Origin of the sequence: Bordetella petrii (genome assembly GCF_020991325.1) — a bacterium.
GTDB lineage: Bacteria > Pseudomonadota > Gammaproteobacteria > Burkholderiales > Burkholderiaceae_B > Bordetella_A > Bordetella_A petrii_E.
Map to the genome: position 1 here is coordinate 1 of NZ_JAJMLX010000098.1, position 14641 is coordinate 14641.

Here is a 14641-nt window from a genome sequence, read left to right on the forward strand (position 1 = left end):
CCAGGCGCTGGACATTCAGCACGCAAACCCGGCTGCCTTGCTGGGTGATGACCCCTTCATCGACCAGGTGGCGGATGATGCGCGAGAAGGTCTCGGGCTGGATGGACAGGTGGCCCGCCACCAGCCGCTTGGCCATGGGCAGCTGGAAGCTGTTGCCGTTGGGCTGGCGCGCCAGCTGGGTCAGCAGATAGCGCACCACGCGATGCGTGGCATTCTTCAGTGACAGGGTTTCGATTTCGTTGATGCGCTGGTGCAGGCGTATGCACAGCTTGGCAAGCAAGGCAAAGGTGAGATTGCTGTTGTTGTGCAGCAATTCCATATAGGTACTGTTCGAGAAGCGGTACAGCTGCGACGCCGCGATGGCCTGGGCCGACGCGATGTAATTGGGCGTATCCATCAGCATCATGGCTTCGGCGAAGGTCTGGCGGTTGCCGATGACATCGAACACTTTTTCCTGGCCGTCGGGCGTTACGCGGAAGATCTTGACCGTGCCGGAAATTACGAAGTAGAACGCATGGGCCGGCTCGCCCTGGTGGAACAGCTTGGCTCCCTTGTCTACGTTGAGCAGGCGGGCAGTTTGCAGCAGTGTATCCAGCTGCGTTTCACTTAGCGGTTCGAAAAGATGATGGCTGCGGAGAATCTGGTGGTGGACGCGGTGGAGCTGCATGATGGATCAAGGGGGAGGGTGGTGCAGGCAGCCTGAGCCGGTGGCGCCTGGCGTGGGCATGCACGGCACGCCGGGCACGACTTGGTAAGGAATGCCGCGTGCGGCCAGCGCGTCGATGGCGGCCGCGTGCAAGGCCGCTGGCGAGTCGCCGGCTCTGAGCACCAGGACGCGTCTGCCTTGCTGGGCGAACTTTGCCAGTTGCAGTGCCAGGGCCGGCGCGGAGCCGCTATTCAGCGGCGCAAGATCGGCGTCGCGGCGGCACAGGGCCAGGATGGCCGGGGCCACGCCTGGGTCATGCAGCACCCGTTCGGCTTGCTGCATCAGGCGCAGCGCGCGGAAAGTGAGCAGGTCGGGGTCGCCGGCACAGGCATCCACCCAATAGACCTGGCCCGCGGCGGGCGGCGCGGCGTTGGCGAGCTGTTGTTCCAGCAGGCGCTGCGCCAATGGCATGTTTCCCGCGAATACGGCTTCGGCGACGGGGCCCTGGAAGGTTTCTTCCCAGAAGATGCGGCGTTGCTGCAGGCGGGGCCGCCGGGCCTGCACCGCCGCGCGGAACCGCCCCGCCAGGCCGGCCAGGTCGCCATAGCGCGCGGGCAGCCAGGTTTCCAGCCTGGCGCGTACCAGCCGGGCCAGCACGGGGGCCTGGCCACCGCTGCTGACGGCGATGGTCAGGGGGGAACGGTCGACCACGGCGGGGAACACCACGCTGCATAGGTCGGGGGCATCGACCACATTGACCGGGATGCCGCGCGACTGGGCCTGCGCGGACACCGCGGCGTTCAGGGGGCGCAGGTTCGTGGCGGCAACGGCCAGCGCGATGCCATCGAGGTCGGCATTGGTGTAGGGGCGTTGGTGAAGTTCGGTGGCCAGCGGCTGCAGCGCCGGCAGGACGCGGGGCGCCACGATGCGCAGGCGGGCCCCGGCGCTGTACAGCAGGCGTGCCTTGCGCAAGGCGACTTCGCCGCCGCCCACCAGCAGAACGGCACGGCCATGCAAAGCGTGAAACAGGGGAAGGAATTCCATGAGGCAGGCCCGGCGCGGCCTGGAGGCCGAGCCGGTATGGCCGGCCATGACGCGCAATTCCCGCAGTTTACGGGCCTGTGCCCGGCGGGAATGCGCGTTAGATCAATGGAAGTTTGCGATAAATCATACCGGCGCGTAATGGCGCGCTAGCTACTGAGCCGGGTTGTTTACGGCATCGGCGAAATCAGACGTTTCCTGTATGAATGCGGCGATCATTTCTTCGAGGTCGTCAGCCGAATCCTGGGTGTAATCGACGTCCATCTCCAGTGTGACGCCGTTGCCGTCCGCCGCCGATGCGTATGTCCAGTCGCTCTGGTCGTTCCAGGCTTGCAGCACGTCGGCGGGCACGGGCTGGCGAGTGGCGATATTGGTGCTGAACAGCAGCTGGGGGCAGGCCGCGCGCCCTTCGCAGCCCGGCAGATCCAGTTGCATGGAGCCGGCGCCGCTGCCTTCGGGCAGTTGCACGTTGAATACCGTGCCGCCCCCGGGTGCGGGGCTGGAGAAGTCCAGGCCCAGCGTGCCCAGCGCTTCGCCAACCCGGGCCGGAGTCAGGGGATCGGCTGGCTCGCTACCCATGGGCGCCATGCCTTGCTCGTCGGTGCCCATGGCGCCAAACAGGTCGCCGAACAATTGGTCGATGGGCACCGGCTGGCCGTTGAGCGTGGCCGCCCCGTCGGCATAATGCAGCGAACTGACCAGATTGTCGCCTTCGCTTTTGCCCAGGCCCAGCATCTCGGCCAGGCCAGCCAGGGTGGCGACCTGCTCGCCCGCCTGCGCCGCCGATTGTTCGGCGCTGAGGCCCTGGGCCTGCATCAGTTGCGACGACATACCCTGGACCATGGGCTTGGACAGCGACACCTTGATGTCCAGCAGCTTGATGGCCTGCTGGACGAGCGCGCTGGCCTGGTCGGCGGTGGCCGTGTCGGCGTCCAGTCCGGGCGGGGCGGTGAGATCCAGCGCCAGTGTCAGGCGGCTTTCGCCCTTGGGCGTCTGCCAGGCTACCGGGTCGAGCCGCAGCGAGGGGTTGCCCGCCAGGACTTGCTTGCCATATTGCGCCAGGACCTGGCGACGTTCGTCGGTGAGGGCCTCGTCGCTGGTCTTGCCCTGGCTCATTTCGGTGAGGACTTCGTTGTGCAGCTTGGTCAGGCCGGCAATGGCCTGGCCGTCGACGCGGTCGAGCTTCAGCATGGCGCTGCCCTTGCCGAAGTCCATCCCGTTGACGTTCAGTTGTTCCACCGAGTAGCCCGTTTCCAGGTTGAGGTTGGCGCCGCTTTCCCCCAGGTGCGCGGTATAGCCCAGGCCTTTCAGGTTGACCTTGGTGCCGGCGTCCAGGCTTTCGATGTCCAGCTGTTCCACTTTGGCGCTGGAACTGCCGATGCCGAAGCCGAACTGGCCCTGGCGGGTATCGACGTCCATGGTGATGTTCCGGGCGGCCAGCTTGACCGCGTCGGTCTGGGTGGCGTCCAGGTTGATATGCCCGACCACGACCCGGGCAGTAGAGTTGCGCGTGGACTGGGTGTACTGGCCTTCGGCATGCGCGCCGCTGAAATCCACGGCCTTGCCTTCCTTCTGCAACTTGAAGGGGGCCACGTCCGCGGTGCCGGTGCTGTCGCCGTTGTACGACACGACTGTGTCGCTGCTGAACGGCGTTGCGCCCTGCGTCAGGTCGAACAAGGATTTGACGTCTTCGGTGGCGGCCAGTTCGGCGTGCACGAACGCCAGCTTGGGCAGCAGTTTGCCCCGCATGACCGCACCCTTGGGGAAGGGGCCGTGTTCGACCTGGGCGGTGAATTCCGCCGTGCCTTCGGGCAGGTCGTCGGGGGAGTCGGGGGTCTTGATCAGCGAAACGCCGTAGCGCGCCTGGCTGGCGAAGAAGCCGCGTTCGTAGGCCAGTTGTTGGATTTCCACGCCGAAACCCATGCCGACAAAGGCGTCGGCCAGCCGCTGGTTGACTTCGGCCAGGCGGGCGGGCGATTCATCCTGGATACGCTTGCCCGTGTACCAGGTGCCGCCCAGCCAACCCGCTGCCACTACCGCGACCACGCCTACCGTGATCCCCACTGCTTTTTTCATCGTTTCGTCCGACTTCAGTTGTGGATTCGGCCCGGCATGGCACCGCGTTTCCTGCCGGGCTGGGGCAATTGCCCGCGGCAGTATAGCGATGCGCCGCGGGCTCGTGGGCGTGGCGGCGTACCGAAGTGTTTCAGGGTATGGCTAATCGCAATTCATAGCGGATCCAGCGGGTAGATGGGACGGCGCACGTGCTTGAATTCCACCTGGCCGTAGTCCGACGTGGTGACGCCCAGCCCCGTGCAAGGAATGATCTCGGTGGCCATGCCGGCAAAGCCGGCGCGCCAGTGCACCCGGCTTTTCAAGGCCACATAGCGCATCTGCAGGGGGTCGATACCGGCGGAAAGCAGGCAGTTGATGTCAAAGGGCTCCTGGTGGCGGGACACGATCACGATCTGCACCTTGCCCGTGTCGAACACCACGGTCAGCCCCGTATCGTTGCGCACGCCGCGGTACATGGGGCCGCGGTTCAGATATACGCCGTCGAACACCAGCTTGACCCGTCCGGCCACCGATAACGGCTGGCTGGGCTCTTTCAGGGCCGGCATCGGCACTTTGCCGCCCAGCGCCAGGGTAATGTCGGCCCCCACGCCCGCGGCGGCCGCCTGGCGGGCCGCTTGCGGATCGCACAGGGCATAGAACGCCACGTTGTCGAGTTCCTGCCGCAGGATTTCCGCCAGCACCACCGTGGTGTCCATGGTGCCGCCCGAACCAGTGTTGTCGAAGTGGTCCAGCAGGATGACCGGCCCTTGCTGGATAGCCTTGGCGCGGGTGATGGCGGGGGCCAGGGGTTCGCAGTGGAACACCCATTGCTCGCGGCCCTTCCAGGCGGCGTCCAGCAATTCGTCCCGATGCTGTTCGGCCGCGGGCAAGTCGCCGTCGGTGCAGATGACGGCGCTGAGGCCGGCTTCGCGGATATCGGCATGGGGGAACCCCACGAAGACCGACGCGGCCAGGACTCCTTGCGACTCCAGGGCCGCGCAGCGTTCTTGCAGGGATTTGTTGGGTTCGGCATGCGTGCCCTGGCACATGATGTGCGGCAGCATGGGCTTGTTGGCCCAGGTCATGACCGGGCGGATTTCGCCCTTCAGCGCGCGGGCGATGGTATCGGCGGCGCGTACCCCCGCCGCGCGAATGTCCACGTGCGGGTAGGTATGGAACCCGGTGATGACGGTGGCATGCCGCACGATGTCGTCGTAGATATTGGCATGCATGTCCAGTGTCACCCCCACCGGGGTGTCGGGGTCGATGTCGCGCAGGCGCCGCAGCAAGTGGCCTTCGGCATCTTCGATGCCCTCGGCCACCATGGCGCCGTGCAGGTCGAGCAGGATGGCGTCGTAGCCTCCGCGGCGCACTTCGTCGAGCACCAGGGTGCACAGGCGATCGTAGGTGCGCGCGTCGGTGGGCGCGCTGGGCCACGATTCGGCGGCCACGGGCACGACGATGTCGGCGCCCTCGCGCCGGGCCACCTCGATATAGCCGCCCAGGCCGCTGTCGGTGTTTTCATAAGCGCGGATGGCGCGCTCGCCCGCCAGGATCTCCGGGCTGCCGCGGAAGAAACGTTCCATGGGCGTGGGCACCGGGGAAAAGGTATTGGTTTCATGCTTGATCATCGCCAACAGCCAACGCATGATGTCGTGCTCCAGATGAGTTCGATTGCGAAAATGGGTGCGGTTCAGTCGGGGACGCCGCGAATCCGAGCGGCTTACAAGCCGCGAGGTGGAAAGCGCGTAGCGCTTCGGGGGTGAGCCTCATTCAATGGCCGGAAGTTGCGGAAATCCCAGCCGCGGCCCGGCGCGGCGTCGATCAGGCTGCGGGTGTAGTCGTGCGAGGGGTGGGTCAGCACGATTTCGGCCGTGCCGGTTTCCACGACCTGTCCGCGCTGCATCACCATGATGGTGTCGCAGATCTGGGCGGCCACGCGCAGGTCGTGCGTGATGAACAAGACTCCTACGCCGGTGCGCTGGCGGATCTGTTCCAGCAGTTCCAGAACCTGGGCCTGCACCGAGACGTCCAGCGCGGATACCGCTTCGTCGGCCACCAGCACTTCGGGTTCCATGACCAGTGCGCGGGCAATGCAGATGCGCTGCCGCTGGCCGCCCGAGAACTGGTGCGGATAGCGCTGCATGGCGTCGGCATCCAGCCCCACCACGCGCAGCGTGTCGACGGCGCGGGCCAGTGCGCGTTCGCGCGATTCGCCGAAATTCAGCAGTCCTTCAATGATGGAATCGCCCACCTTGCGGCGCGGGTTGAGCGAACGGTAGGGGTCCTGGAACACGATCTGGATGCGGCGGCGCACCGGGCGCAGTGCCGTGCCGGACAGGTTGGAGATATCGTCGCCCCCGATCAGCATGCTGCCGGCCGACGGTTCGATCAGGCGCAGGATGCAGCGCGCCACGGTGGACTTGCCCGAGCCGGATTCGCCCACGATTCCCAGGATCTCGCCCTTGCGCAGGGTAAGGCTGACGTCGCTGGCCGCATGCACCGAACGCGCCGCGGTGAAGATGGAGCGCTTGTCGGTGTAGGTGCGGCCCAGGCCCCGCACGCGCAGCACCGGTTCACCGGCGGGGGCATCGCGCCGAACCGGAACCAGGCTGGGCACCGATGACACCAGGCGGCGCGTGTAGACATGCCGGGGCCGCGCCAGGATCTCGTCGCGAGTGCCGCTTTCGATCAGGTCGCCGCGGTTCATCACCACGATGCGGTCGGCGATCTCGGCCACCACGCCGAAGTCGTGCGTGATGAACAGCACGGCGGTGCGGTGCCGGACCTGCAGTTCCTTGATCAGCGCCAGGATCTGCTTCTGCGTGGTGACGTCCAGCGCCGTGGTGGGCTCGTCGGCGATCAGCAGGCGGGGTTCCAGGATGAGCGCCATGGCGATGACAATGCGCTGGCGCTGGCCGCCCGACAACTGGTGCGGGTAGGAATCGTAGATACGTTCGACATCCGGCAGGTGCACCGAGCGGAACATGTCCAGCACCTTGGCGCGCCGCTGCGCGCGCGGCATGCGCCGATGCAGGCGCAATACTTCGTCGACCTGGCGGCCCACGGTGTGCACGGGGTTCAGCGCCGTCATGGGCTCCTGGAACACCATGGCCATGCGGGTGGCGCGCAGGTCGCGCAGGCGGCGCGGCGTGGCGGTGATGATGTCTTCGCCTTCGACGCGCACGGCGCCGCTGGGTTGCAGGATTCCGGGTGGCAGCAAGCCCATCACGGCCAGCGAGCTGACGGACTTGCCGGAACCGGATTCGCCCACGACGCAAACGGTTTCGCCGGCATGGACGTCCAGGCTGAGGTTGCGCACCACGCGGTTGCCGGCACCGGCAACCTCGACCGACAGGTTGCGTATCGCCAGCACGGCATCGGTGGTGTCGCCAGCGGGAGGGTGGGGAGAATAGGACATGGGTCAGATCCGGCGCACCATTTTGGGGTCGAGCGCATCGCGCAAGGCATCGCCAAGGATGTTGACGCTGAGCACCGTCATGGACAGCAGCAGGCCGGGGAACAGGATCAGCCCAGGCAGCATGCGGAAATACATGCGGCCTTCGGACATGATGTTGCCCCACGACGGGATTTCAGGCGGGACGCCGGCCCCAAGGAAGCTGAGAATGGCCTCGGTGAGCATGGCCGACGCGAAGACGTAGGTGCCCTGTACGGTCAGCGGGGCGATGGTGCTGGGCACCATGTGGCGCCACAGCAGCAGCGGCAGGGGTGTGCCCAGCGCCAGCGCGGCCTCGACATAGGGCTCGCCGCGCACGCTGAGAATCTGCCCGCGCACCAGCCGCACCACGCGGGGAATCTCGGGAATGGTGATGGCCACCAGCACGGTGGTCAGGCTGGCGCCCGCCACGGACACCAGGGCAATGGCCAGCAGGATGCCGGGAATGGCCATGATGGCGTCCATGACGCGCATGATGAAGCCGTCCAGCGAACGGAACCAGCCTGCAACCAGGCCGATGGCCAGGCCGACGGCCACGCTGATGACGGCGGCGCCCAGGCCGGCGATGAGCGATACGCGCGCGCCGTACACCACGCGCGACCAGAGGTCGCGTCCGAATGCGTCGGTGCCGAGCAGGAAGCCGGTGAAGGGCTGCTTGAGCCGGTTTCCCGGATCCAGCGCGGTGGGGTTGACCGTACCCAGCCAGGGGGCCAGCAGGGCGGCCGCCACGATGAGCAGCAGCGCCACCAGCGCCAGCATCACCGGCCAGCTTTTCAAGGTATGCCGCACGCGGCGCCATGCGGTGCTGCGCGGGTCGATGCGTGGCGCGTCGGCGGGCGGGGCGATGGCGTCTGATTGCGGGACCATGGTCAGTACCTGATGCGCGGGTCGAACAGCGTGTAGGCGCAATCGACGACCAGATTGATAAAGACATACACGAAGGCGAAGAACAGTGTCAGCCCCTGGATGACGGGGTAATCGCGCGCCAGCACGGCTTCGACCACCAGGCGGCCCAGCCCCGGAATGTTGAACACGGATTCGGTGACCACCACGCCGCTGATGAGCAGGGCGATGCCCACGCCCACCACCGTGGCGATAGGCACCGCCGCGTTGCGCAGCGCATGCCCCAGCAGCACCCCGGTTTCGCCCAGGCCCTTGGCGCGCGCGGTGCGGATGAAGTCTTCGCCCATGACCTCGATGACGCTGGTGCGCGTGATGCGGGCGATCAGCGCCACGTAGATGGTGGACAGGGCCAGCGAGGGCAGGATCAGGCGGTGCAGAAAGGGCCAGAAGCCGTTGGACAGCGGTGTGTAGCCCTGGATCTTGAACCAGTTGAGTTCGATGGCGAACGCCCAGATCAGCAGGTAGCCGGTAACGAACACTGGCACCGAGAATCCCAGCACCGAAAAGCCCATGACGATGCGGTCGAGCAGCCGGCCCTGGCGCCACGCCGCGAGAATGCCCAGCGGTATGGCAACCACCAGCGTGAACACCAGCGTCAATACCGCCAGGCTGAGCGACGGTTCCAGGCGCTGCATAATCAGCTGGCGCACCGGCACGCCGGACATCAGCGAAGTGCCGAAATCGCCTTGCACCAATCTGCCGCTCCAGAGAAAGAACTGCTTGACCAGGGGTTGGTCCAGCCCCATCACCTGGCGGATCTGCACGATGCGTTCAGGGGTGGCGCCATCCCCCGCCATGATGACGGCGGGGTCGCCGGGGCTGAGGCGCAGGATGGCGAAGACGACCACGGCCACCAGGAACAGCACGGGTATGGTGGCCAATAGTCGGCGCAGGATGAAAGCCAGCATCGGTGAGGTTTCCCGGGCGAGGCGTCAGGGCGCTTTCTTGACGTTCCAGAACGCCATGATGGGCGCGTGCACCAGCCCGCTGAGCTTGACCGAATAGGCCGTGGGAACAGACATCTGGCCCAGGGGCACGTACAGGCCCTCGTCGATGCCGATGCGTTGCACCTCGTCGGCGATTTTCTTCTGTTCGGCCGGGTCGGACGTCAGGGCGAACTTGGTGCGCAGGGCTTCGATCTCGGGGAAGTCGGGCCAGCCAAACCAGGCCTGGTCGCCGTTGGCCGAAGCGGGGGCCGAGCGTACCGGGTCCATGATGTCGGTGGCGTACCAGTTGGTGTTGTGCACATTCCAGCCGCCGGCATCGGGCGCGGCCTTGGAGGCGCGGCGCGCCACCACGCTTTGCCAGTCCATGGCGGCCAGGTTGACGTTGAAGCCGGCCTTGCGCAAGGCCTGGGCCATGACCACCGCCTGCGGGCTGATGGTGCCGACGTCGGTGGTGTGCATGACCAGGATGGGGGTGTTGTCGTAGCCGGCTTCCTTCAGCAAGGCCTTGGCCTTGTCGATATTCGAGGGCACCACCATGTCCTTGCCGATATCGCTTTCAAAGGGCGTGCCGCAGCCCCACAGCGACGCGCAGATCTGGTAGTAGTCGGGGTTGCCGACCAGGGCCTTCAGTACGTCTTCCTGGCCGATGGCATACATGGCGGCCTGGCGGATTTTCTTGTTGTTGAAAGGCGGGTACTTGAAGTTGAAGCGGTACATCGTGAAGTAGCCGACCGGGCTGAGCGATTCAACCTTGAAATCGGTATTGCCATCAAGCATGGGAAGCAGGTCGTAGGGGAACTGCTCGACGTAGTCGATTTCGCCGCCCATGAGCGCGTTGGCCGTGGTCAGCGCGTCGGGCATGACGTTCCAGACGACCTTGTCCACGTTGACGACCTTGCCGCCGGCCAGCCCGCTGGCGGGTTCCTTGCGCGGCACGTAGTCGGTGTTCTTGACGTAGACGGTGGTGACGCCGGGCTTGAACTCGGTGATCTTGAACGGCCCGGAACCGATCATTTCGGTAATGGGCTTGCCAACCGGAACATCGGCGATGCGCTTGGGCATCATGAAGGGCGCGGTGCCCGTGGGCTTGGACAAGGCGCGCAGGGCCAGGTCGGTGGGTTCGGTCATGACGATGCGGAAGGTCTTGTCGTCTACCACGTCGATGCTGGACACGAACTTCAGCAGGGTGCGCCCCATGCCGTCGCCGGCCGCCCAGCGCTTGATCGACGCCACGCAGTCTTCGGCCTTGACCGGCTGGCCGTCATGCCACTTCAAGCCGGGCCGCAGCGTCATGGTGTATGTCTTGCCGTCGTCGGAGACATCCCACTTTTCGAGCATCTGGGGTTGCACCTTGTTGTTGGCATCGGTGGCCAGCAAGGTGTCGTAGATCATGTAGCCATGCCAGGTGGTGATGTAGGCGGTAGTGGCATGGGGGTCGGTCAGGCGCAGCGGTGAATGCATGACCGCCCGGATGACGGTTTCTGCGTGCGCGCCGCCCGCTGCCAAGAGCGCTGCACCGGCCAGAATGGCCGCACGAACAAGCTTCAGCATGAAAATTCCCCTTTCAGTCGATGGGAGGGCGGCGGAGCCGCCGTGGTGTCGATGCGCCGCCCGCCGCGGCGCAACAAGTTCAGGCGCTGGCCGGGCGGGCCGAGAAAGCCGGGCCGCAAGGTGCCATTCTGATGCCGTGGCGCAGCCGTGTCCATGGTTGCCGCGCGGCATCCATCAGCATCGACCCGGGCGCCGCGCAAACCAGGATGGTCTGCGCGATATCGGTGAAGTCGGCCCGGAAATGGGCCGAGCTTTTCAGCACCAGGATGGCCTGGCGGGTGGGCTCGATGCCGGCGAACCTGAACATTTCCTGGTCGGCCATCTGGACCTTGTTGGACGCCACCACGATGCGCACGCCGCCCAGGCGCAGGCAGGCGCTGGGGCCGAGGTCCATGTGGAAGCCGCGGTAGAACGCGCCGTGAGTGTCGAAGCGCCCGTCGGAGATTTTCTCGACCAGGTATTCGGCGACCAGCGGTTCGTCATCGGGTATACCCGAGTGTCCGCCCAGCGCGATCCGAACGCTATTGCCCGCACCGGCCTGGTGCGCGGCAAGCGCGGCGGCCGGGTCGACGATCAGGCCGATGGCGGCATCGGCGGTGTCCTGCCGCAGCAGGGCGCGCAATATGCCGGTGGTGTCGGAACTGCCGCCCGCGCCGGGATTGTCTTGCACGTCGGCGATGACGACGGGCTTGCGGCTGTTGCGCGCCAAGGCCATGGCGGCTTGCACGGCTTCGTCGGGGGTGAGGATCTTGCCGCCGAAGTCGGCCTCGGCATTCAGGACGGCGCGCGCCATGGCGTCGGCCGTGGCGTCGGCGTCGTCCTGGTTGTCGCTGTAAGCCCATACCGTGGGGGCGCATTCCGGGAAATCGGCCGCCGGAAAACCGGTGGCGAACGACAGGCTGATGGCGGTATCGCGCGATTCCAGGTCTTCCAGCAGCTTGTACAGGCTGCGCGAGGGTTCGATATCGGTGGACTGCCAGCACAGCGAGATCAGGTAGGGGATGCTGCGCAGCGCGACGTACGGGCGCGGCATGCCGTGCAGGCGGCGGTCGAGCAGTTGCGCGGCGCGCAGCCCGGTGTCGGCCATGTCGATGTGAGGGTAGGTGCGATAACAGACCAGGCTGTCGGCGTGCGCCACCATGGCGCGCGTTACGTTGGCGTGCAGGTCCAGGCTGGCCACGATGGGAATGGACGGGCCCACCAGCGCGCGCACGCGGCGCAGCAGTTCGCCTTCCCCGTCATCGAGATGTTCGGCCACCATGGCGCCGTGCAGGTCCAGGTACACGCCGTCCAGCGGCAGGGCCGCGCTCAGGCCGTCGAGGATCATGCCGCTGATGCGTTCATAGGCGTCGCGGGTGACGTGGCCCGACGGGCTGGCCGCCGCCCAGGTGGTGGGTATGAGGGTATGTTCGCGCAGGGCGTCGATGAAACCGGCCACAGGAATGTTGGCGCCCGCCACGGCGTCGAACATGGCAGGGCCCGACACCAGCTTGGGCCAGCCTCCGCCTTTGTCAGCAAATTCTTCCCAGGTGGCGCGCGAGGGCGCGAAGGTATTGGTTTCGTGCTGGAACCCGCCTATCCCGATGCGCATCGGAGTGGTCCTCCTGAAGGGCCGTGCGTTCACATGAATGAAACCCGGATAGGAGGATTCTGCTGAAGAAATGCGCGTTGGGCAATAAGGCGAAGCCCGCGGGAAAGGCGCGCGGGCACATTCGAGGCCCGAAGGCGGGTATCTGGCTCCCCGGCGGGGGCGTCAGATACCGAGGCGCGCATGGGTCATTTCGACAGGACGCCTTCCGGCGCCTTTAGAACTGACCCCTGCACCGCAAGAACAATATCGGCGGGCCTATTTCGCCACGGGCATGGTGAACTCCGCGCCCTTGGCGATACTGTCCGGCCAGCGCTGCATGACGCTCTTGTAGCGCGTGTAGAACCGTACGCCTTCCTCGCCATACGCGTGGTGGTCGCCGAACAGCGAACGCTTCCAGCCGCCAAAGGAGTGCCAGGCCATGGGCACGGGAATAGGCACGTTGATGCCCACCATGCCCACCTTGATCTGGCGCGCGAAGGCCCGTGCCACGCCGCCGTCGGACGTAAAGCAGGCCACGCCGTTGCCGAATTCGTGCGCGTTGATCAGTTCCACCGCCGCCGCGAAGTCGGGCACCCGCACGACGCACAGCACCGGTCCGAAGATCTCTTCGCGGTAAATATTCATTTCCGGCGTGACCTGGTCGAACAGCGTGCCGCCCAGGAAAAAACCCTGGCCTTCGAAGCGCCGCTCGCGCCCATCGACGACCAGCTTCGCCCCGCTGGCCGCGCCGTCCTCGATATAGCCCACCACCTTGGCGCGATGCTGCGCCGTTACCAGCGGGCCCATTTCGGCATCGGCTTCCATGCCGTTTTTCACCACCAGGGCTTTTACGCGCGGCGCCAGGCGCTCGATGAGCGTGTCGGCTACGTCGCCCACCGCGACCGCCACCGAGATGGCCATGCAGCGTTCGCCGGCCGATCCGTAGGCCGCGCCCATCAGGGCGTCGGTGACCTGGCCCATGTCGGCGTCGGGCATGACCACCATGTGGTTCTTGGCCCCGCCCAGCGCCTGCACCCGTTTGCCGCGGCGCGTGCCTTCGGCATAGATGTATTCGGCAATGGGCGTGGACCCCACGAACGACAGGGCCTCGACGTCTGGATGGGCGATCAGCGCGTCCACCGATTGCTTGTCGCCATGCACCACATTGAACACGCCATCGGGCAGGCCGGCCTCTTTCAGCAATTCGGCCAGGCGCAGCGACACCGAGGGGTCGCGTTCCGAAGGCTTGAGCACGAAGGTGTTGCCGCAGGCCAGGGCCACCGGGAACATCCAGCAGGGCACCATCATGGGGAAATTGAATGGCGTGATGCCGGCCACCACCCCCAGCGGCTGGCGCATGCTCCAGTTGTCGATGCCGCCGCCGATCTGGTCGGTGTATTGGCCCTTCAGCAGTTGCGGCGCGGCGCAGGCGAATTCCACGACCTCGATGCCGCGCACCACTTCGCCCTTGGCGTCGGAGAACACCTTGCCGTGTTCGGCGGTGATCAGCGCCGCCAGTTCATCCTGATGCTGGTCGAGCAGCGCCTTGAAGTTGAACAGGATGCGGGCGCGCTTGAGCGCCGGCGTTTCCGACCAGGCGGGAAACGCCGTCCGGGCCGCCGCGACCGCGGCATCGACATCATCGGGCGAGGCCAGCGGGATCGAGCTGGCCACTTCGCCGGTGGCCGGGTTGAACCCTTCGGCGTAGCGGCCGCCGCGGCCTTCGCAAGCCTGGCCGTTGATGAAATGCGAAAGTTTTTTCATGATGTCAGGCGATTTCCTTGAGTACCTTGCCGATTTGCTGGAACATCTCGGCGATTTGCGATTCTTCGATGATGAGGGGAGGCGAGACCGCCAGTGTGTCGCCGGTGTAGCGCACCATCAGGCCGGTATCGAAGCACTTCTGGAATGCCTCGGCGGCGCGCGCGCCCGGTGCGCCCTCGCGCGGCGACAGCTCGATGCCGGCCACCAGGCCGATGTTGCGCACGTCGATCACGTTGGGCGCGTCTTCCAGCGTGTGGGCAGCCTTTTCGAAGGCGGCCGACAGCGTGCGCGCGCGCGTGAACAGCTGGTCGCGCTGGTACAGGTTCAGCGTGGCCAGGATGGCCGCGGCGGCCAGCGGGTGGGCCGAATAGGTGTAGCCGTGGAAGAACTCGATACCCGCCTGCGCGCCGTTGAGCACGGCATCGTGCACCTCGCGTTTGACGGCCACGGCGCCCGCGGGCACGGCGGCGTTGCTGATGCCCTTGGCCATGGTGATCAGGTCGGGCGTTACGCCGAAGAACTCGCTGGCGGTGGCGGCGCCCAGGCGGCCATAGCCGGTGATGACCTCATCGAAAATCAGCAGGATGCCGTACTTGGACGTGATTTCGCGCAGACGTTCCAGATAACCCTTGGGCGGTACCAGCACGCCGGTCGAGCCAGCCATGGGTTCGACAATGACGGCCGCGATGGTGGATGGATCGTGCAGC

The 14641-nt window shown here is 66.1% G+C and carries 11 protein-coding genes; all 11 read right to left on the reverse strand.

The window, feature by feature from the left end:
- Positions 1-667, reverse strand: a 667-nt coding sequence (locus LPZ50_RS11860) for a Crp/Fnr family transcriptional regulator (RefSeq protein ID WP_230661630.1), incomplete at its 3' end; no start/stop codon positions are given.
- 6 nt (positions 668-673) lie between these two features.
- Positions 674-1690 carry an NAD(P)-dependent oxidoreductase gene (locus LPZ50_RS11865; RefSeq protein WP_230661632.1) on the reverse strand — a complete coding sequence of 339 codons (1017 nt, stop codon included), beginning with the start codon at positions 1688-1690 and terminating at the stop codon, positions 674-676.
- A gap of 150 nt (positions 1691-1840) precedes the next feature.
- Positions 1841-3763, reverse strand: a complete 1923-nt coding sequence (locus LPZ50_RS11870; protein ID WP_230661634.1) for a DUF945 family protein — start codon at positions 3761-3763, stop codon at positions 1841-1843.
- A 152-nt stretch (positions 3764-3915) separates the two neighbouring features.
- Entirely contained in the window at positions 3916-5391 is a 1476-nt protein-coding gene (locus LPZ50_RS11875) for a M81 family metallopeptidase (protein WP_230661637.1), read from the reverse strand.
- A gap of 74 nt (positions 5392-5465) precedes the next feature.
- A complete protein-coding gene (locus tag LPZ50_RS11880; RefSeq protein WP_230661639.1) occupies positions 5466-7163 on the reverse strand; it encodes an ABC transporter ATP-binding protein in 1698 nt (565 codons plus the stop codon).
- Positions 7164-7166: 3 nt separating this feature from the next.
- The gene (locus LPZ50_RS11885) at positions 7167-8066 is read right to left on the reverse strand and encodes an ABC transporter permease (RefSeq protein WP_230661641.1); all 900 of its coding nucleotides are present in this window, start codon (positions 8064-8066) and stop codon (positions 7167-7169) included.
- Between the two features lie 2 nt (positions 8067-8068).
- Positions 8069-9010 (reverse strand): ABC transporter permease, encoded by a 942-nt coding sequence (locus tag LPZ50_RS11890; RefSeq protein ID WP_230661643.1) that lies wholly within the window; start codon positions 9008-9010, stop codon positions 8069-8071.
- 24 nt (positions 9011-9034) lie between these two features.
- Positions 9035-10600: an ABC transporter substrate-binding protein gene (locus tag LPZ50_RS11895; protein WP_230661645.1), complete on the reverse strand. Its 1566-nt coding sequence runs from the start codon at positions 10598-10600 to the stop codon at positions 9035-9037.
- Between the two features lie 79 nt (positions 10601-10679).
- Complete coding sequence (locus LPZ50_RS11900) at positions 10680-12191, reverse strand: M81 family metallopeptidase (protein ID WP_230661647.1); 1512 nt, start codon at positions 12189-12191, stop codon at positions 10680-10682.
- A gap of 255 nt (positions 12192-12446) precedes the next feature.
- Positions 12447-13934, reverse strand: a complete 1488-nt coding sequence (locus tag LPZ50_RS11905; protein ID WP_230661649.1) for a CoA-acylating methylmalonate-semialdehyde dehydrogenase — start codon at positions 13932-13934, stop codon at positions 12447-12449.
- Between the two features lie 4 nt (positions 13935-13938).
- The coding region (locus tag LPZ50_RS11910) for an aminotransferase class III-fold pyridoxal phosphate-dependent enzyme (RefSeq protein ID WP_230661651.1) at positions 13939-14641 on the reverse strand (703 nt) is incomplete at its 5' end.